The 18,176-nt window shown below is 70.8% G+C and carries 16 protein-coding genes and 1 pseudogene; 8 read left to right on the top strand and 9 right to left on the bottom strand.

Annotated features, from left to right (window positions below):
* Nucleotides 1-186 precede the first annotated feature (186 nt).
* Nucleotides 187-834 carry a TetR family transcriptional regulator gene (locus ACFVV1_RS26990; RefSeq protein ID WP_389994023.1) on the bottom strand — a complete coding sequence of 216 codons (648 nt, stop codon included), beginning with the start codon at nt 832-834 and terminating at the stop codon, nt 187-189.
* A gap of 303 nt (nt 835-1,137) precedes the next feature.
* Between ACFVV1_RS26990 and ACFVV1_RS26985 the strand changes: the two genes are divergently transcribed.
* The gene (locus ACFVV1_RS26985; RefSeq protein ID WP_389994020.1) at nt 1,138-2,103 is read left to right on the top strand and encodes a VOC family protein; all 966 of its coding nucleotides are present in this window, start codon (nt 1,138-1,140) and stop codon (nt 2,101-2,103) included.
* Between the two features lie 160 nt (nt 2,104-2,263).
* A complete protein-coding gene (locus ACFVV1_RS26980; protein ID WP_389994018.1) occupies nt 2,264-4,666 on the top strand; it encodes a PQQ-binding-like beta-propeller repeat protein in 2,403 nt (800 codons plus the stop codon).
* A 21-nt stretch (nt 4,667-4,687) separates the two neighbouring features.
* Here the strand turns inward: ACFVV1_RS26980 and ACFVV1_RS26975 are convergent, their stop codons facing one another.
* Nucleotides 4,688-5,362, bottom strand: a complete 675-nt coding sequence (locus ACFVV1_RS26975) for a hypothetical protein (protein ID WP_389994247.1) — start codon at nt 5,360-5,362, stop codon at nt 4,688-4,690.
* Between the two features lie 196 nt (nt 5,363-5,558).
* Between ACFVV1_RS26975 and ACFVV1_RS26970 the strand changes: the two genes are divergently transcribed.
* Nucleotides 5,559-6,098 carry a hypothetical protein gene (locus ACFVV1_RS26970; protein ID WP_389994015.1) on the top strand — a complete coding sequence of 180 codons (540 nt, stop codon included), beginning with the start codon at nt 5,559-5,561 and terminating at the stop codon, nt 6,096-6,098.
* 2 nt (nt 6,099-6,100) lie between these two features.
* Here ACFVV1_RS26970 and ACFVV1_RS26965 read toward each other — a convergent pair whose 3' ends face one another.
* The 3 genes from ACFVV1_RS26965 to ACFVV1_RS26955 are packed head-to-tail and all read right to left on the bottom strand — an operon-like array spanning nt 6,101 to nt 8,491.
* Nucleotides 6,101-6,874 carry an enoyl-CoA hydratase/isomerase family protein gene (locus ACFVV1_RS26965; RefSeq protein ID WP_389994012.1) on the bottom strand — a complete coding sequence of 258 codons (774 nt, stop codon included), beginning with the start codon at nt 6,872-6,874 and terminating at the stop codon, nt 6,101-6,103.
* Nucleotides 6,875-6,880: 6 nt separating this feature from the next.
* Nucleotides 6,881-7,333: a Zn-ribbon domain-containing OB-fold protein gene (locus ACFVV1_RS26960; RefSeq protein ID WP_389994009.1), complete on the bottom strand. Its 453-nt coding sequence runs from the start codon at nt 7,331-7,333 to the stop codon at nt 6,881-6,883.
* Nucleotides 7,334-7,342: 9 nt separating this feature from the next.
* A complete protein-coding gene (locus ACFVV1_RS26955; RefSeq protein WP_389994245.1) occupies nt 7,343-8,491 on the bottom strand; it encodes a lipid-transfer protein in 1,149 nt (382 codons plus the stop codon).
* Between the two features lie 92 nt (nt 8,492-8,583).
* Between ACFVV1_RS26955 and ACFVV1_RS26950 the strand changes: the two genes are divergently transcribed.
* The 3 genes from ACFVV1_RS26950 to ACFVV1_RS26940 are packed head-to-tail and all read left to right on the top strand — an operon-like array spanning nt 8,584 to nt 10,865.
* Nucleotides 8,584-10,152, top strand: a complete 1,569-nt coding sequence (locus tag ACFVV1_RS26950; RefSeq protein ID WP_389994006.1) for a FadD3 family acyl-CoA ligase — start codon at nt 8,584-8,586, stop codon at nt 10,150-10,152.
* Between the two features lie 42 nt (nt 10,153-10,194).
* Nucleotides 10,195-10,470 (top strand): hypothetical protein, encoded by a 276-nt coding sequence (locus tag ACFVV1_RS26945; RefSeq protein WP_266747836.1) that lies wholly within the window; start codon nt 10,195-10,197, stop codon nt 10,468-10,470.
* Nucleotides 10,470-10,865 (top strand): PIN domain-containing protein, encoded by a 396-nt coding sequence (locus tag ACFVV1_RS26940; RefSeq protein ID WP_389994002.1) that lies wholly within the window; start codon nt 10,470-10,472, stop codon nt 10,863-10,865. The genes ACFVV1_RS26945 and ACFVV1_RS26940 overlap by 1 nt, the downstream gene beginning before the upstream one ends.
* Nucleotides 10,866-11,211: 346 nt before the next feature.
* On the opposite strand, the gene ACFVV1_RS26935 is transcribed toward ACFVV1_RS26940, so the two are convergent.
* Nucleotides 11,212-11,424: a hypothetical protein gene (locus ACFVV1_RS26935; protein ID WP_389993999.1), complete on the bottom strand. Its 213-nt coding sequence runs from the start codon at nt 11,422-11,424 to the stop codon at nt 11,212-11,214.
* A 220-nt stretch (nt 11,425-11,644) separates the two neighbouring features.
* Nucleotides 11,645-14,602: a BTAD domain-containing putative transcriptional regulator gene (locus tag ACFVV1_RS26930; protein ID WP_389993996.1), complete on the bottom strand. Its 2,958-nt coding sequence runs from the start codon at nt 14,600-14,602 to the stop codon at nt 11,645-11,647.
* Between the two features lie 263 nt (nt 14,603-14,865).
* On the opposite strand from ACFVV1_RS26930, the gene ACFVV1_RS26925 reads away from it, so the two are divergent.
* A complete protein-coding gene (locus ACFVV1_RS26925) occupies nt 14,866-16,098 on the top strand; it encodes an amidohydrolase family protein (RefSeq protein WP_389993993.1) in 1,233 nt (410 codons plus the stop codon).
* Nucleotides 16,099-16,171: 73 nt separating this feature from the next.
* Here ACFVV1_RS26925 and ACFVV1_RS26920 read toward each other — a convergent pair.
* A pseudogene (locus ACFVV1_RS26920) lies at nt 16,172-16,465 on the bottom strand (GyrI-like domain-containing protein); the annotation flags it as partial.
* A gap of 134 nt (nt 16,466-16,599) precedes the next feature.
* Entirely contained in the window at nt 16,600-16,803 is a 204-nt protein-coding gene (locus ACFVV1_RS26915; RefSeq protein ID WP_003967102.1) for a cold-shock protein, read from the bottom strand.
* 377 nt (nt 16,804-17,180) lie between these two features.
* Between ACFVV1_RS26915 and ACFVV1_RS26910 the strand changes: the two genes are divergently transcribed.
* Nucleotides 17,181-18,059 (top strand): menaquinone biosynthetic enzyme MqnA/MqnD family protein, encoded by an 879-nt coding sequence (locus ACFVV1_RS26910; RefSeq protein WP_389993990.1) that lies wholly within the window; start codon nt 17,181-17,183, stop codon nt 18,057-18,059.
* Nucleotides 18,060-18,176: the final 117 nt, after the last annotated feature.

The following is an 18,176-nucleotide window of genomic DNA, read 5'->3' as shown; positions in this document are numbered from 1 at the left end:
CGGACTCGACGGCTCGGAATCGGTGCGCGAACACCGTGTGCGGGAGCGGCCGTTGGGGCGATCACCGGAACGGTCCGGGTGCGCCGACGGCGGACCACCTGCGTGGTCCGCCGTCGGAGAGACAGGACCTGGGGCGCCCGGAATCACCGCGCGGTGCCCAGTACGGGGAAGGGGCCCGACGCGGCGCTACTTCGTAGGCTTCCTGCCGGTGATGCCCAGATGCACCAACAGTGCGAGATTCGGCTTGAGTTCGGCCTGCTTGACGCCCCAGGTCGTGAAGCCCTTCTGGTGCGAGGCGACCGCGGCCAGCATCGCGACCAGCGAGCCCGCCATCGCGGCGGCGCTCACGTCCTTGTCGACCTTGCCCTTGGCCTGGAGCTCCTTCACCGAATCAGTGAGGGAGTTGGTGACCGAGTTCAGGATCTTCATGCGGATCTTGTAGAACCGTTTGTCGCCCTCGGCCGCTCCGAGGTCGACCACGCGCAGGATCGCGTCGTGATGTCGCCAGAAGTCGAGGAATCCCTCGACGAGTTCTTCGGCGGTCTGCCAGCCGCCCTTGCCGACCCAGGAGCGGCCTGCGACCAGTTCGGTCAACCCGGCACCCTCCTTGGCCATTTCTTCGGCGATTTCGAGGACGGCGCCCTCGACGTCGGGGAAGTATTGGTAGAACGTCGCGGGTGAAGTCCCCGCCTTCCGGGCCACGTCGATGACTTTGACGTCCCGGTACGGCGAGGAACTGAGCATCTCGCTGAGGCAGTCGAGCAGCTTCTGCCGCGTCGCCTGTCCGCGTCGACCGGCCACGCGGCCGTCGACGGTGCGTACTTGTCCTGTCATGCCGTCAGCTTACCGAGGGGGGGTCGGAGCGCGATTCGGCCGACTGCAAATGGGGAGCGCCGCAGACGGGGTGGGGGGAGTGGCCGGATATCGACGCATGCGCCCCACGGGGCGATAAGTCTTATCAACAGCCTGTGGATAACTTCCGTGGATAACTTTCCGTGACGCCGTGAGCAAGGAAGTCCCCTGTCGAAAATCAGTTCGATGTGGATGGGTCGGGGCGCGGTGCGTGCCGCCGCCGGTTACGTTTGCCGTGACGAGCGTCACTCGCCGCGTACGACCGTGACGGAAGGACCCGGGCCCATGGCCGCATTCGCGCAATCCGCGCCGTGCTGGGTGGATGTGCAGCTCCCCGACCTCGAAGCGGGCAAGCGCTTCTACGGCGAGCTGTTCGGCTGGACCTTCCGGGCCGGCGACGGCCCGTACGCGGACGCCTTCAGCGACGGGAAGCTCGTCGCCGCACTCGCCGCCAAGCAGGACGGCCGGATGCCCACCGCGTGGGGCGTCTACTTCGCCACCGACGACATCGTCGCGACCGTCGCCCGGATCAGGGAGGCCGGCGGCCAGGTGATCACCGACCCCGTGCGGGCCGGCCGGGCCGGAGTGCTCGCCCAGGCGGCCGACCCCGGCGGAGCGGTCTTCGGGCTCTGGCAGGCCGGTGAACGCGAAGGCTTCCAGAAGCAGAACGAACCGGTTTCCTTCTGCTGGACCGAGGTGTACACCCGCGAGAAGGACCGCGTCGACGCCTTCTACGAGGAGGTCTTCGGCTTCCAGGGCACCGACCTCGACACCTCGGGCGCCTCCGAGCCCGGCGCCTCCGAGCCCGGCGCCCCCGAGCCGCGCGCCTCCGAGCCCCGCGCCCCCGAGCCGCGCGCCTCCGAGCCAGGCACCCCTGAACCTCGCGCCCCCGAGCCCGGCGCCTCCGAGCCCGGCGCCTCCGAGCCCGGCGCCTCCGAGCCCGGCGCCTCCGAGCCCGGCCTCGACTTCCGCATGTGGTCCCCGGCGGGCACCGAACCGGGACCGGACACCGCGATCGGCGGGCGCAGCGTCATCACCGACGCCTTCCCGGCCGAGATGCCCAGCTACTTCCTGAGCTACTTCGCCGTCGCGGACTGCAACGCCACCGCCGGACACGCCGTACGCCTCGGCGGCCGCATCTCCGCGCCGCCCTTCGACATCCCGTTCGGACGGATGGCGGTCCTCCAGGACGACCAGGGTGCCGTGTTCGCCGTACTTCAGCCCCCTGTGTCCGGGAAGAGGGCAGAGTGAGCTATGACACCCCGGTCGGCCCCCGGGTTCGCAACCAGGGCCTCAGCCAGGAACAATCGGGGTGCGCACCGCCGGGTGGTGCCCAGTGGTGAGACGCCGTACAGGGCGGGTTTTCGCGGGCTTCTGTTCCTGAGGCCCGTACGGGGAGGTGGCAGGGCAAGTGGTGGAGCAGCTGACGCAGCACGACCCGAGAAGGATCGGCCCGTTCGAGGTGCTGGGACGGCTCGGGGCCGGTGGCATGGGGCTGGTCTATCTCGCCCGCTCGGCTTCGGGCCGGCGGGTGGCGATCAAGACGGTACGTACGGAGCTCGCCGAGGACCAGCTGTTCCGGGTCCGCTTCACGCGTGAGGTGGAGGCCGCCCGGGCCGTCAGCGGCTTCTACACGGCCGCGGTGGTGGACGCCGATCCGAGGGCCGCCGTGCCGTGGCTGGCCACCGCCTATGTGCCCGCACCGTCGCTCGAGGAGATAGTGAATGAGTGCGGGCCCATGCCGGTCCAGGCGGTGCGCTGGCTGGCCGCCGGTATCGCCGAGGCGCTCCAGTCGATCCACGGTGCGGGCCTCGTCCACCGCGACATGAAGCCGTCGAACGTGCTCGTCGTCGAGGACGGCCCGCGGGTGATCGACTTCGGGATCGCGTCCGGGGTCTCCAACACCCGGCTGACCATGACGAACGTCGCCGTCGGCACGCCCGCGTACATGTCGCCCGAGCAGGCGCGGGACTCGCGCAGCGTCACCGGCGCCAGCGATGTCTTCTCGCTCGGCTCGACGCTGGTCTTCGCCGCCACCGGCCATGCGCCGTTCCACGGCGCCAACCCCGTCGAGACGGTCTTCATGCTGCTGCGCGAGGGCCCCGACCTGGAGGGCCTGCCCGACGAACTGCGGCCGCTGATCGAATCCTGCATGCAGATGGACGCCGGGCTGCGGCCCACCCCCGCCGACCTGCAGGCCCAGCTCGCCCCGCACCTCTTCGCCTCCGGCGGCGACGACAGCGGTACGGCCTCGGCCTGGCTGCCCACCTCCGCGACCGCGATGATCGAGCAGCGCCGCGGCGGCGGCCGCAAGGCCGCGGCTCCCTCTCCGGCGCCCGCGCCCGCCCCGGCCCCCGTGCCGCCGCCGCAGCAGCAGCCGCCCGGCGCCGACCGGGGCCCCGCCTGGCGCAGCGGCGCGGACCTGCGCTCCCCGGCCGCCGCTGCGGCCCAGCTGTCCGACGGGGGCGGTCCGGTGCGGCTGCCCGGAGCGAAGGTGCCGATCGGCCCCGGCCCGCGCGCCCAGGACGTCCGGGCCGCCGCCACGGCCACCGCGGACGCCGGCCCCGCGACCGGCTGGGTGCGCCCGCCCGCCGGGGTGAACGGCGCGGCCCCCGCCGCCCCGCCCGCCCCCCTGCCCGGACCCGCGCACGCCCCCGAGTCCGCGCCCCCGGACCCGGACCGCTGGCGGCCCTGGCGGTTCCGGATGTCCAACGACGTCTGGGGGACGCCCGTCGTCGCCGGGGACCTCCTCTACGTCACGTCGTTCGAGGTGCACGCCCTGGACGTCGGCAACGGACGGCGCCAGTTCAAGACCCGGGACGTGGCCTGGGTGATGGCCGTCGAGGGCGGCCGTATCCACGCCTCCGACGGGCCGTCCCTGTACGCCCTGGACGCGGCGACCGGCGCCGAACGGTGGCGGCTGCAGACCGACGCCTGGGTGTACTCCCTCAAGGCCGACCGCGGCACCGTCGTCACCGGCACCCGGGGCGGGGGCGTCCAGGCCTGGGAGGCGTCCACGGGCGAGAAGCTGTGGGAGAGCGGCGGCGTACAGACCGACTTCGAGACGCCGGAGGCCGGGCCCGTGATCCACGACGGCACGGTCTACCTCTGGCAGGACGCCCGGCTGCGCGCGGTCGACGCCCGTACCGGCATCGAGCGCTGGTCGTACCCCATCGGCGACGCCACCTCCTGCGGCGGAGTGCCGGTCCGGGTGACCTCGGCGGCGGACGGCTTCGTGTACGTCAGCGCCGGGGCCCGGGTCCTGGCCGTCGACACGGTGTCCGGCCATGTCCGCTGGCACTTCGAGTCGCCCGCGGTCTTCCTCTCCCCGCCCGCGTTCGCGCCGGGGCCCGCCGTCACCGGCGGCGGTGTGTACCTGGCCGACTACCTCGGCACGGTGTACGCGCTCGACGCCGCGACCGGCAAGGACCGCTGGCGCATCGCAACGGAGGCCCGGCAGTCGATCGAACCGGTCCTGGTGGCGGCCGGGAACGTCCACGTCGGCAGCGGCAGCGCCCTGTACACGCTCGACGCGGTCACCGGCACCCCGAAGTGGCGGTTCGCGGCGGGCGGCGAGGTGGTGGGGGCCCCGGTGGTCGCCGACGGCCGGGTCCACTTCGGCTCCGCCGACCACGTCCTGTACACCCTGGACGCGGCGGGCGGCCAGCTCCGCTGGAAGCTCGCGACGGGCGGCGAGATCACGGGCTCGCCGGTCGCCCGGGGCGGTGTCGTGTACGCGTGCAGCAAGGACCGCTGCGTGTACGCGCTGGACGCGCTGAAGGGCACCGGCACGGGCAACCGCGCCCGGGCATAGCGCCTCGGGGCGTCGTGCGCCTCAGGGGCGCGGGGGCCGGTGAGTGTCAGGGCCCTCGTCCGGCAGGGAGGGGTGCGGCGCCGTGTCCTGGTCCTCCGGCCGGCCCCTCGTCCGCGGGCCCTCCGGAGGCGGCCCCGTGTACAGGTCCGGCTCGGGCTCCGGCAACGGACTCGTCTGCACCGAAGGCCCCGGCTCCTGCGTCGGCGGCCACGTGTCCGGGTTCTCCGAACCGGGCGCGGCGTACGGCTGGTCATGACCCCCGCCGACAGGCCGCCGCCCGCCACCGCGCCGTCCCGACATCACCGACGCGCCCAGCAGCATCAGTACCGCGCCCGCCGTCGCGTCCGCCACTCCCCACCGCAGCCCGGAACCGTCGCCCGAGACCGTCAGACTGCCCACCGCCTCCCCCTGGCGCACCATCCACAGCACGGTGAACCCGAGCGTCACCGCACCCGCGGCCGCCACCAGCAGCCGCGACCGCAGCACGACGCCGACCACCGTCAGCAGAGCGGCGAAGAGGAAGACGAGCAGGATCGAACCCAGCGGTCCGGGCCGGCTGCCGGTGATACCGGTGAACAGCTCGTCGATCCGGTAGTGACGCCCGAGACGGCCGTCGTACCAGTGACGGAAGGGGCTCAGCACGGCGGCCGCCGCTCCCAGGAGAGCGAGGAAGGAGCCGAGGACGTTGCGGATCACCATCGGCCTCCTGCCTGTGCGCGGACCGGCGTCACGGGTCTGTACCGCTACCGCCCCCGACGCTACGCCTGGCCTCTGACCGCCGCATCCTTGCGCTACGGTGTCGCGCGGTCGTTCGACACAGGCAGAAGTCCGACAGCAGCAGAAGAGCTCGACACCAGCAGAGACGGACAACAACTCAAGGGGGGCTGCATCGATGATGCGGCAGCACATAAAGCTTTCCGCGGTACTGGTCGTGGTGGTACTCGCACTCACCGGCTTCTCGACCTCCAGCCACGGCGGCCGAAGCGGCAAGAGCAAGGGGTCGAGCGGCAGCGGGGGCGGCTGCTCCAACTCCAAGAAGAGCAACAGCGGCTACCACCGCAGCGACTACGACAACAACAACGACGACTACGACTCGTCGAGCGGCTCCTCCGGCAACGCCGGCTACGAGACGCCGGCCCCGAGCGCCTCGGACGCGCCCCAGGCGTACGTCGTCCGCTGCGCCCAGCCCCGCAAGGGCAAGCGCAAGGCCGTCACCACCTCCACCGTCAGGCTCACGGCGGAGGCCCTCGGCTCACACACGTACGACGTCGACGTGGCCTTCCTCGACGCGCAGGGCAACACCATCGACCGCGGGGAGGCGAGCGTGGCGGCCGAGGGCGGCGAGACGAAGACCGTCTCCGTACGGATGGACAGCCCGCGCAAGGTCTCCAAGGTGAAGACGTGCCGGGTGGAGGCCGAGCTGAGTTACTGACCTCAGCGCAGCCGGAAGCCGCTGCCGCCCCGCCCCCGGAACAACTCGGCCTGCCGCTCCGGTGCCAGGTTCCCGAGCGCGATCAGGTGCGGGGCGTGCGCCATGGCCTGCGCCCTGGCCGCCTCCTTCGCGGACCACACCGCCCGAACCGTCCCCTGGACACCATCCGTCGGGTACGAGGCGATCACCGCCGCCGCCCGCAGCGCCGCCGCCACGGCGCCGCCGGCCGCCGTCACCTCACTGACCAGCCCGGTCTCGTACGCCCGCCGGGCCGTGACCCGTTCGGCCGTACCCATCAGGGACATCCGGGCCACCTCGCCGAACGGCATCCGCTGCGCCATGGAGATCGCCTCGTACGCGCTGACCATGCCGTACGTGGTGTGCGGGTCGAAGAACGTCGCCTCCTCGGACGCGATGACGAACTCCGCCTCGCCCAGCAGATAGAACGCCCCGCCGCAGGCCATCCCCTCCACGGCCGCGATCACCGGCTTCCACAGGTCGTTCGCCTTCGGCCCGATCGCGATCAGCGGATCGTCGATCGTGTACGGGGACGAGGGCTGCGGCACCGTCACGCCCCGGTCGATCCCCGTACAGAAGGCCCGGCCGCCCGCACCGGTGACGACGACGGCCCGCACCCCGTCGTCGAAGCGGAACGCCCGCCAGGCGGCGGCCAGTTCGACGGCCGTAGCCAGGTCGATCGCATTGTGCTTCTCGGGCCGGTCGAGGGTGACGAGCGCGACCCCGGTCTCCTGGTCCGTCTCCGTCCGCAGCGCCATCGCCGGTCACCTCTCCAGCAGCCAGCGCACCAGCGTCACCCCGGACCGGGACGGGCAGAACACCGCCCGCACCGGCGCCCCGATCCGCAGCCGCCCCGGATCGACCGAGTCCAGCGGGGCATCCGGACCGCTCACCACGTTCCCGACCAGCCGGATCTCCGGGGCGTCGGCCAGCTCGACCACGACGGCGTTGTACGGGGCCTGCGCGGCGTACGCGGGCAGCAGCGGCGGATGCGGCAGCACGTACGACCAGATGCGGCCGCGTCCGCTCATCGGCCGCCACTCGCTCGCGAAGGACTGACAGCGCGGGCAGCACGGCCGGGGCGGGAAGCGGAGCCGTCCGCACTCCGGGGCGGCGCACGCCTGGACGCGGAGTTCGCCGCGGGCCGCGTACTCCCAGAAGGGGGCGCCGTCCTCGTCCACGACCGGCATCAGCAGAGCATCCGTTTCAGCACCCATGTCGGCTCCTCAACTCCTCAGCAGTACGGCGGAGGTGGGCACACCTTCCCCGGCGGTGACCAGGCACGTTCCGGCGTCCGGGACCTGGGCGGTGGAGACGCCGCGCAGCTGCTTCACGCCCTCGTTGATCAGGTTGAAGCCATGCACATACGCCTCGCTGAGCCCGCCGCCGCCGGTATTGATCGGCAGCCGCCCGCCGCTCTCCAGCGCCCCGCCCTCGGTGAACGCGGCGCCCTCGCCGCGCCCGCAGAAGCCGTAACCCTCCAGCGAGAGCGGAATGAGCGGGGTGAACGCGTCATAGATCTGCGCGACATCCACGTCGTCGGGGCCGAAGTCGGCCTGCTTCCACAGCTGCCGGGCGGCCGTCCAGGCGGGGCCGGTGAGCGGGTCGTCGTTCCAGTAATTGACCATGCCGTGGTGCTGGGCGGGCAGCCCCTGGGCGACGGAGTGGATGTAGACGGGCTTCTGCCGGCAGTCGCGGGCCCGCTCCGCCGAGACGATGACGCAGGCCAGCGCGCCGTCCGTCTCCAGGCAGTTGTCGAAGAGGCAGAGCGGCTCGCTGATCCAGCGCGAGGTCATATACATGTCGCGGGTCAGTGGCCGCTCGTACATCACCGCGGCCGGGTTCTGGTTGGCGCGGTTGCGGCAGGCGAGGGCGACGTTGAAGAGATGGTCGCGGGTCGCCCCGTACTCGTGCATGTACCGCCGCGCCAGCATCCCGATCTCGTCGGCCGGCCGCAGCAGTCCGTACGGCCGGGTCCACTGGGCGGGGGTGGGCAGTTGCACGGTGGTGTTCTTCCAGGGCCGGGGCCCCGATCCCCGCTTCCGCGACCGCCAGGCGACACCGACACTCGCCTGCCCGGTCGCCACGGCCGCGGCGAGATGTGCGATCGTCGCGCACGAACCCCCGCCTCCGTACCCCACCTTGCTGAAGAAGGTGACATCGCCCGCACCGATGGCCTTGGCGATCTCGACCTCGTCGGTCTCCTCCATCGTGTACGAGGCGAAGGCGTCCACCTCCGAGGCGGCGATGCCCGCGTCGTCGAGCGCCGCGACGATGGCCCGGCAGGCCAAGGTCTTCTCGGATTCCGGGAGTTGTTTCGCGAAGGGCGTCTGCCCTATGCCGGCTATCGCTGTCATGTCCTTGAGCGCCGCCACCGCCACCTCCGAGACCGTCATGACTGCTGACAGCGGCTGAGGCTACAGCTAATCTGACGGATAGTCAGCTACTGCGTCAGAGAGGGCGACCGATGCGCGGCGACGAGGAGTGGGGCAGCATCCCGGAGCTGGTACGGGCGGCGGCGCGGCGGTACGGGGACCGGGAGGCGGTCGTCGAGGGCCGGACCCGGATCTCGTACGCCGAACTCGGCGACCGCGTAGAACGGGCCGCCGCCGCCTGTATCGCCTCGGGCGTCGAGCCGGGGGACCGGGTCGCGGTCTGGGCCCCGAACACCCTGGACTGGATCGTCTCCGCGCTCGGTGCCGTCACCGCCGGGGCGGTCCTCGTCCCCCTCAACACCCGCTTCAAGGGCACGGAGGCGGCGTACATCCTGCAGCGCAGCCGGGCGAAGCTGCTCTTCGTCACGGGCACCTTCCTCGGCACGTCGTACGTGGCGTCCCTGCGCCGGGCCGACGTACCGCTCCCGCACCTGGAACGAGTGGTGGTGCTGGCGGACAGCGCCCCGGAGGACTACGTCACCTGGAAGGACTTCCTGGCCGCGGGGGAGGGGGTGCCGCCGGAGGCGGTACGGACCCGGGCCGCCGGCATCGCCCCTTCGGCCCCCTCCGACATCATCTACACCTCGGGCACCACCGGCCGGCCCAAGGGCGCGGTCATCACTCATGCCCAGACCCTGCGCTGCTACGCGATCTGGAGCGAGCTGGCTGATCTGTGCGAGGGGGACCGCTATCTGATCGTGAACCCCTTCTTCCATACCTTCGGCTACAAGGCGGGCATCATCGCGTGCCTGATGCGGGGCGCGACGATGGTCCCGCAACCGGTGTTCGACGTCGACACGGTCCTGGCCAACATCGCCGCCGAACGCATCTCGGTCCTGCCGGGCCCGCCCACCCTCCACCAGTCCCTCCTGGACCACCCGGCCCGGGACGCCCACGACCTCTCCGCCCTCCGCCTGGTCGTGACGGGCGCGGCGGTGGTCCCGCTGCAACTGGTGGAACGCCTGCGCACGGAGCTCGGCATAGCGACGGTCCTCACCGCGTACGGCCTCTCCGAGGCGAGCGGCATCGTCACGATGTGCCGCCGCGGCGACCCGGCGCGGACGATCGCCTCGACATCCGGCCGGGCGATCCCCGGCACGGAACTCCGCGTCCTGGCCCCCGCCCCCGGCACCCCCGGCGAGGTCCTGGTCCGCGGCTTCAACGTGATGCGGGGCTACTTCGAGGACCCGGAGACCACGGCCGCCACGATCACCTCCGACGGCTGGCTCCACACGGGCGACGTGGGCGTCCTCGACGAGGACGGCAACCTCCGGATCACCGACCGGATCAAGGACATGTTCATCGTCGGCGGCTTCAACGCGTACCCCGCCGAGATCGAACAACTCCTCGGCCTGCACCCGGATGTGGCCGACGTGGCGGTCGTCGGCATCCCCGACCCCCGCCTGGGCGAGGTCGGCAAGGCCTACGCGGTACGCAGACCGGGCGCGACGGTGACGGCCGACGACCTGATCGCCTGGTCGAGGCGGGAAATGGCGAACTACAAGGTCCCGAGAGCGGTGGAGTTCGTCGACGAGCTGCCGCGCAACGCGAGCGGCAAGGTGGTGAAGGGGGAGCTGCGGGGGCTTCATCCCAAGGGGTGAAGAAGGTGCGAGTACGCCCGACGCGCCGGTATGGTGATGGGTATGGCAACCAAGAAGTACACGGTCACGCTGCCGGAGGAGCTCGCGGAGGAGATCCGCAGCGAGGTGGGTCCGGGTGCGTTCAGTGCGTATGTCACCCACGCCATAGAGCGCCAGCGCGAGCATGACCGGCTGGGGGAGCTGGTGGCGTGGATGGAGGAGCGGCACGGGCAGGTGACGGATGCCGAACTGGCGGCGGCGGAGGCCGAGCGTCGCGAGATCGAGCAGTGGTTCGATGCCCAGGAGGCAAGTGCGAAGACGCACCGGGACGCTGCCTGATGGCGGGTGTCTGCTACGTGCTGGACTGCGAGGCGCTCTCGCGGGCTGCCCTCGGAGACCTGGAGATGAAAGCTCGGCTCAAGGATGCGCATCGGGCGTCCGTCCGGGTCGTGACCAGTTCCATGACCCTCATCGAGGCGTATCACGGCAGAATCCGGCGTGCGGACTGGAACTGGGCGATGTCCCGGATAGTTGTCGAGCCCGTGACCAAGGATGTCGCGGATGAGGCGATCGCGCTGCTCTCGGATACCGGCCTGCACGGCCACAAGTACGCCATCGACGCGGCGCTCGCGGTGATCGCGGGGCGGCAGCGGGGGCGGGTCGCGGTGTTCACCTCGGACGAGGACGACATGCGGAAGCTGTGCGCGCCGGGGGTGCAGGTCAGGGGGGTGTAGGGGCGCTCTCTCCTGGCTGGTTCGCGTGCGGGGCAGGATCAGTTGGCGTGCATGTCCTGCGTGGTGGCATGCATGTCGGCGAGGGCCGGGGCGACCGCGCCGAGGCCGAGGGCCACGGCGAACGTGGCGGCGACGAGCGTCTTCTTCGTGCGGCTCATTCCGACGCCTCTGACGGGAGCGAGCTTCCGGACGTGAAGTGAGGCTAGTGACAGGGGGCGACGCCGGTACCCCTTGGGCGGGAATCGGTCGAACGGTGCCTCGATTGCGCTGACAGTAGGCAGACATGCAGCAGCCGCGACGGCTCCCCCTCCGCGCCGCCGCGGCTGCTCCCCCGTCCAGTGAGGCTTTAGGCCGTCTCGGAGCCCGCGTGGTTCTCCTGCGTCTTGAGAAGGTCCTTCGGCGTGCTGCCGGCGTGGTTCTCCAAAGTCGTGATGTCTTCGCTCACGCTGCCTGCGTGGTTCTCCAGCGGCTTGACGGTGCCGTCATCGCTGGCCGGGCTCCCTGCGTGGTTCTCCTGCGTGGCTGCGGCACCAGTCTTGGGCTTCAGTGTGTCGCTCATGCCTGTCAACTCCCAGAGGTCTTGCTTGCTTGATCGGCAATGCCCGTCCGGCGACTCCCCCGTGGGCCGCCGGACGGGCGTATCAGGGCCGTTCACCCTAGCGGTGTGGCCCCCCGTGCAACCCGCCTGCCCCCCGACGCGACGGATCGATGGGCTAAAGACTGACGAGTGGCGATAAACAATCGATGAACGCCGACGGTTCTCCGGCAGCGACAGTGCCTCAGGCAGTGGCGGCCGGGGTGAGAAGGGCCCGCACTTCGTCCGCCTCAGCGGCTCCGAACTGTTCGTGGATGGCCAGTGCCTCGGTCCAGCATGCATGCGCCCGGTCGATCTGACCGAGGCGTTCGAGGGCGTGTCCCAGCGTAATCAGGACGTTGCCCCGCATCCATTCGCCTCCGATGACACGCAGGGCCAGTGCCCGTTCCGCATGCTGAGCCGCCTGCGCGGGACGCCTGTCGGCCAGATGAGCCTCCGCCATGCGGTAATGGGTTGAACCTTCCCAGAGCCGCTGGCGGTTCCCCCGGAACACGTGCAGCGCTTCGTTGAGCTCCTCCAGTGCCTCGGCCGACCTTCCAGCCTGAGTGAGGGCGATGCCCAGCGCGAAGCGACCGTTGGCCGAGCGGAGGCTCAGCCCCATTTCGTCGAAGATGGCTGTGCCCCGCTGGGCGAGCTCGACCGCGCTTGCTGTCCGGTTCATGTTCACGTGGATACGCGAGAGGTTGCACAGCGCCGATGCCTCGCCGACCAGGTTTCCGTCCCCGCGGTAATTGTCTATCGCCTCCTGCAGGAATTTCTCGCCCTCTGCGTGCCGGCCTTGGTAGAACGCGATGATGCCGCGGTCGTTGGGTGCCCAGCACGCGGGGATCGGGTCCTTGGTGCTCTTGGCCAGCGCCATCGCGTGCAGGGCTTCCTCGTCGGCCAGGGTGAAACGGCCGGAGACGAGGTAGACGGTGGACAGAGAAGCGCGGGCCCGCGCCTCGCAGTGGGGGTCGCCGGCGGCCTTCGCCGCGTCGCGCAGGGCCGTGCCCGTGGTCTCGTACTGACGCGAGTTCGCTCCTGACTCCGCCAGGTCCTTTGCCGCGCACAGCAGGTCGACGGCTCGCCGCAGCATTCCGCTCGAAGCGCTCTGATGGGCACAGGCAAGCAGCGAATCGGCCTCGTTGTACAGCCAGTCCACCGCTTCGTGCCCGTCGATGAATTCGAGCCCCGGGTGCTCGGTGGCCACCAGGTGGGCGACAGCGCGATCCCCCGGCCGCTCCAGCGCATACACCCCCGCCGCCGTCGCCAGATAGAAGTCCAGCAGTCGTGACAGCGCCAACTCGCGCTCCTCGGGCGGCTGTTCGTCGCGTTCGGCGCAGGAGCGGGCGTAGAGGCGAACCAGGTCGTGGTAGCGGTAGCGGCCCGGGGCGGCCGATTCCAGCAGGCTCGTGTCGACCAGGGCCTCCAGGAGGTCCTCCGCCGCGTGGGTCTCCAGGTTCAGCAGGGCTGCCGCCGCGGCCAGGGAGATGTCGGGGCCGTCGGCGAGGCCGAGGAGGCGGAAGGCGCGGGCCTGGGCGGGCTCCAGCTGGCCGTAGCCGAGTTCGAAGGTGGCCTTCACCGCGAGGTCGCCGGCCTGGAGCTCGTCCAGGCGGCGGCGTTCGTCGGCGAGTTTGGCGGCCAGGACCGAGACCGTCCAGGTGCGGCGGGCGGCCAGGCGGGAGGCGGCGATGCGGATGGCCAGGGGGAGGAAGCCGCAGGCGGCGACCACGTCGAGGGCGGCCTTGCGCTCGGAGTTGATGCGCTCCTCGCCCACGATGCGGGTGAAGAGCTGGAGGGCCTCCTCCGGCGACATCACGTCCAGGTCGACCAGGTGGGCGCCGGCCAGGTCGACCATGCGGACGCGGCTGGTGACCAGGGCCGCGCAGCCCGCGGTGCCGGGGAGCAGGGGGCGGATCTGGGCCGCGTCGTGGGCGTTGTCGAGGAGGACCAGGACGCGGCGGCCGTCGAGCGTGGAGCGGTAGAGCGCGGCGCGCTCGTCCAGGGAGTCGGGGATCGCCGAGTCCGCTGTGCCCAGGGCGCGCAGGAACGCGCCGAGGACCGTCTCCGGTTCGGCGGCCCGTGCGCCGGCGCCCTGGAGGTCCACGTACAGCTGGCCGTCCGGGAAGTGCTGGCGGGCCTGATGGGCGACGTGCACGGCGAGGGTCGTCTTGCCGACGCCACCGATGCCGGCCAGCGCAGAGACGGCCATGACCGACCCCTCGGCGCTCGCCAGCCGGTCGCCCAGCTCGCGTACGAAGGAGGCGCGGCCGGTGAAGTCCGGGACCGTGGCCGGAAGTTGGGCGGGGCGGACGGGTGCGGGGGCCGGGGCCGGTGCGTCGGCCGGACGGGCCAGCTCCTCGTCGGCCCGCAGAATGCGCTGCTGGAGCTGGGAGAGCTCGGGGCGCGGGTCGACGCCCAGTTCGTCGGCGAGCAGCCGGCGGGTGTCGGCGTACACCGCGAGCGCCTCCGCCTGGCGGCCGCTGCGGTACAGGGCGATCATGAGGAGTTCGCGCAGCCGTTCACGCAGCGGGTGCGCGGCGGTCAGCGCGGTCAGTTCGGAGACCGCCTCCGCGTGGCAGCCGACCTCCAGGTCCAGGTCCAGGCGGGTCTCGGTGAGCTGGAGCCGCCACTCCTCCAGCCGGCTGCGCTGATACTCGGCGTACGGGCCGGGCACGGAGGCCAGGGCCTCGCCGTCCCACAGGCCGAGCGCCTTGTTGAACAGGGCGCGGGCCCGGGCGCGGTCGCAGGCCGCACGGGCCTTGTCCGCCTCGGCCGCCAGTTCCTGGGCCACGGTCAGGTCGAGGGCGTCGCGACTGGTCCGGATCGCGTATCCACCGGCGTCGCTGACCAGCGTCTGCGGATCGAGGACCTTCCGGAGCCGTGAGGCGTACGTGCGTACCGCGGCGAGCGCCTGCGAGGGCGGGTCCTCGCCCCAGATGGCGTCGATGAGTTCGGACGCGGTGGCGGTGCGGCCACCGCGCAGGAGCAGCGCCGTCAGCAGGGCGCGCTGCTGCGGTGAACCGGACGGCAGTGCCTCGCCGCCCCGCCATGCCCGTACCGGGCCGAGCACGGAGAATCGCAGATCGGCTCCGTCGGCCGACCCCTGTTGTGGAGCTCGCTGCTCCGGAACATGCATGCGCGGCCCGTGGTCACGGTCCATTGCTGCCCCCTGCCCTGCTCGCCCCGCCGGTCCTGCCGATCGTGCTGATGCTGTCCGCTTCGGATTGCCCGCCCATGTGCCGGTCGGGTACGGGTGAATCCGGATTGTTCGGTACCGCTGGTATCGCGCTCAACAGTCTGCCTTGTCAGGGGCGGACACGTCAGCAGTGGGTGACTCTCTGCACAAGCCCTCGACAACGATTGTGGAACGGGGGCCGGTACAGATAGCTGACGGTTCGTCAGATCAGCGCTACCGTGGAAGCCATGGAGACCTTCCCGGAGATCATCTCGGTGGACGACCACACGGTGGAGCCCCCTCATGTCTGGCGGGACCGGCTCCCGTCCAGGTACCTGGACCGCGGCCCGCGGATCGTCCGCGCACCGCTCAAGGAAATGACCTTCATGGGCGGCAAGTTCGCGCCCGTGATGGGTGCGAAGGGCGACGACGGGCCGATCGGCGACTGGTGGGTGTACGAGGATCTGCACCGCCCGCTCACCCGGCTCGACACCTCGGTCGGCTACGACCGGGACGAGATCAAGCTCGAGGTCATCACGTACGAGCAGATGCGACCGGGTTCCTTCTCGGTTCCCGACCGGCTGGCCGACATGGACGTCAACCATGTCCAGTCCGCCCTCTGCTTCCCCACCTTCCCCCGCTTCTGCGGCCAGACCTTCACCGAAGCAAAGGACCGTGAGCTGGGGCTGCTCGGGGTGCGGGCGTACAACGACTGGATGGTGGAGGAGTGGTGCGGGCCCGAGGCGCGGGGCCGGCTCATTCCGCTCACCCTGATCCCGCTCTGGAACGCCCGGTTGGCCGCGGACGAGGTCCGGCGGAACGCCGCGCGCGGTGTGCGCGCGGTGGCGTTCTCCGAGATACCTCCGCATCTGGGGCTGCCTTCGATTCATACGGACGAGTGGGATCCGTTCCTGCGGGCCTGTGACGAGACGGGCACGGTGATCGCGATGCACATCGGCTCGTCCTCGAAGATGCCGTCCACCTCGGCCGACGCGCCGCCCGCCGTCGGGTCCACCATCACCTTCGCCAACTGCTGCTTCTCGATGGTCGACTGGCTGATGAGCGGCAAGTTCGAACGGTTCCCGAACCTCCGGATCATGTACGCGGAGGGCCAGATCGGCTGGATTCCGTACATCCTGGAACGCGCCGATGTGGTCTGGGAGGAGAACCGTGCCTGGGGCGGCGTCGCCGACAAGGTCCACCGGCCGCCGTCGGAGCTGTTCGCCGAGCACATCTACGGCTGCTTCTTCGACGACGCCTTCGGGCTGAAGAACCTGGACGCGATCGGCGTCGGGAACGTCCTGTACGAGACGGACTACCCGCACTCCGACTCCACCTGGCCCAAGTCGCGCGAGGTCGGCGAGGCGCAGATGGGGCATCTGGACGCCGACGTCGTGGACCGGATCGTGCGCCGCAACGCGATCGACCTGCTGGGGCTGACGGACGACGGGCTGTGGGCGGGGCCCGGAGGAGGACGGTAGGGGTTGGAAAAGAACGTGACACTCCAGGCACCAGGTGTCACGTTCTTTTCCGCCTATGTGTGTCCGGAGCGGGTCAGGCCCTGGTGATCGGCTCCTGGAGTTCCGTCACCCACTGGTCCTGGTCCTCGGGGCATTCCAGACTGATCTCGCGGGCGTATCCCGTGGACCGGTAGCCGTTGGTGTCGATCCAGCGGGCCAGGGTCTGGGCCGTCGGCGGTACGCCGTCCATCGAGCCCCGGTGCACCATGGTCGCCGCCTCGAACGGGGGCAGCTCGACCACCGTGATTCCGGTGTCCCCGAGCGGGCCCACCGGGGCGGAGACCGTCACCCCGGCGTGGACGACGACCGCGCCGCCACCCCCCACGGCGCGGGGGCGCCGAAGCGCTCCGGTGCCGCATCGCCCGCCGCCCGGGAAAGGGCAGGAGCCCCGCTCCCCGCCGAAGCGGAGGAGCGGGGCTCCTTGGGTACTGCTTACCGGCCGCGATCGGCCGACCCGGGCAACTAGGCCGGGGTGACGTTCTCAGCCTGCGGACCCTTGGGTCCCTGAGTGACGTCGAAGTTCACGACCTGGTTCTCCTCGAGGGAACGGAACCCGGACGCGTTGATCGCGGAGTAGTGAACGAAGACATCCGGGCCGCCGCCGTCCTGGGCGATGAAGCCGAAGCCCTTTTCAGCGTTGAACCACTTGACGGTTCCGGTAGCCATAAGCCCTCCTTGGGCCAAAGGGTTGCCCTGCTCCAGAACCTGCAAAGAAGTCTGAAAACTACAAAAGCCTGCGGGTTACATGCTCCGCAGGCTCTGTACTGCAAGGGAAACCAAACTGCAACTTGCGTCGAGCCTAGCACGCAGCATGTGGGGAAGGGTAGAGGGAAAGATCACTTCACCCGGATGTTTGATTGCCGTGCCGATGACCTGACGAAGTGGGTGTCGCGAGGGGTGTCGTGAACGGCTCGCGAAGGCCCCTTCAAGGGGGTGCGGGCAACGGTACGGGCAAGGCTTCGGCGCGTTCCCCGGGGTGGGATCCGGTGACGCCGCGCGTACCCGGTGCCTTCCGGGCGGCACCACGGGTCTAGCCTCGCGATGTGGACAATTCAACCGTCTCAACCGTCGCAGGCGACGACCGTCGCAGCAGGCCGCGCGTCGGCCACATCCAGTTCCTCAACTGCCTCCCCCTGTACTGGGGACTGGCGAGAACCGGAACCCTGCTCGACCTGGAGCTTTCGAAGGACACCCCGGAGAAGCTCAGTGAGCAGCTGGTCAGGGGCGATCTGGACATCGGCCCGATCACGCTGGTCGAGTTCCTGCGCAACGCCGACGACCTGGTCGCCTTCCCGGACATCGCGGTGGGCTGCGACGGGCCCGTCATGTCGTGCGTGATCGTGTCGCAGGTGCCGCTGGATCAGCTGGACCGGGCCCGGGTGGCGCTCGGTTCCACCTCGCGCACCTCCGTGCGCCTGGCTCAGCTGCTGCTCGCCGAGCGGTACGGGGTCACCCCGGACTACTACACCTGCCCGCCGGACCTCGGCCTGATGATGCAGGAGGCGGACGCCGCCGTGCTGATCGGCGACGCCGCGCTGCGCGCCAACCTGCACGACGCGCCCCGGCTCGGCCTCCAGGTCCACGACCTGGGCCAGATGTGGAAGGAGTGGACCGGGCTCCCCTTCGTGTTCGCGGTCTGGGCGGCCCGCAAGGACTACCTGGCGGCCGAGCCCCACCACGTGGGCAAGGTGCACGAGGCCTTCCTGGCCTCGCGGGACGTCTCCCTGGAGGAGGTCACCAAGGTCGCGGAGCAGGCGGCGCGCTGGGAGGCCTTCGACGCGGAGGTGCTGGAGCGGTACTTCACGACCCTGGACTTCCGCTTCGGCCCGGACCAGCTGGCCGGCGTACGGGAGTTCGCCCGCCGGGTCGGTCCGACGACCGGCTTCCCGGCGGACGTGAAGGTCGAGCTGCTCGGCGGCTGACCGGACGAGGGGCGCGGGCGGGACGGGGCGCGGCGCGGGCGCAGGGTGTGCCGGACGCGGGAATGGGCCGGGATATAGGTGAATCCCGTACCTCCGGGTCGGATATCGCTTCCCGCC

The organism is Streptomyces sp. NPDC058092, from assembly GCF_042884935.1.
GTDB lineage: Bacteria > Actinomycetota > Actinomycetes > Streptomycetales > Streptomycetaceae > Streptomyces.
This window is presented reverse-complemented; position numbering and strand designations above follow the sequence as displayed.

Bases quoted from the DNA above. Each gene is read 5' to 3' on its own strand.
- ACFVV1_RS26985 (WP_389994020.1), top strand. From the start codon at position 1,138: ATGGCCGCATTCGCGCAATCCGCGCCGTGCTGGGTGGATGTGCAGCTC.
- ACFVV1_RS26950 (WP_389994006.1), top strand. From the start codon at position 8,584: ATGCGCGGCGACGAGGAGTGGGGCAGCATCCCGGAGCTGGTACGGGCG.
- ACFVV1_RS26930 (WP_389993996.1), bottom strand. From the start codon at position 14,602: ATGGACCGTGACCACGGGCCGCGCATGCATGTTCCGGAGCAGCGAGCT.
- ACFVV1_RS26990 (WP_389994023.1), bottom strand. From the start codon at position 834: ATGACAGGACAAGTACGCACCGTCGACGGCCGCGTGGCCGGTCGACGC.
- ACFVV1_RS26960 (WP_389994009.1), bottom strand. From the start codon at position 7,333: ATGGGTGCTGAAACGGATGCTCTGCTGATGCCGGTCGTGGACGAGGAC.
- ACFVV1_RS26935 (WP_389993999.1), bottom strand. From the start codon at position 11,424: ATGAGCGACACACTGAAGCCCAAGACTGGTGCCGCAGCCACGCAGGAG.
- ACFVV1_RS26925 (WP_389993993.1), top strand. From the start codon at position 14,866: ATGGAGACCTTCCCGGAGATCATCTCGGTGGACGACCACACGGTGGAG.
- ACFVV1_RS26965 (WP_389994012.1), bottom strand. From the start codon at position 6,874: ATGGCGCTGCGGACGGAGACGGACCAGGAGACCGGGGTCGCGCTCGTC.
- ACFVV1_RS26945 (WP_266747836.1), top strand. From the start codon at position 10,195: ATGGCAACCAAGAAGTACACGGTCACGCTGCCGGAGGAGCTCGCGGAG.
- ACFVV1_RS26915 (WP_003967102.1), bottom strand. From the start codon at position 16,803: ATGGCTACCGGAACCGTCAAGTGGTTCAACGCTGAAAAGGGCTTCGGC.
- ACFVV1_RS26940 (WP_389994002.1), top strand. From the start codon at position 10,470: ATGGCGGGTGTCTGCTACGTGCTGGACTGCGAGGCGCTCTCGCGGGCT.
- ACFVV1_RS26970 (WP_389994015.1), top strand. From the start codon at position 5,559: ATGATGCGGCAGCACATAAAGCTTTCCGCGGTACTGGTCGTGGTGGTA.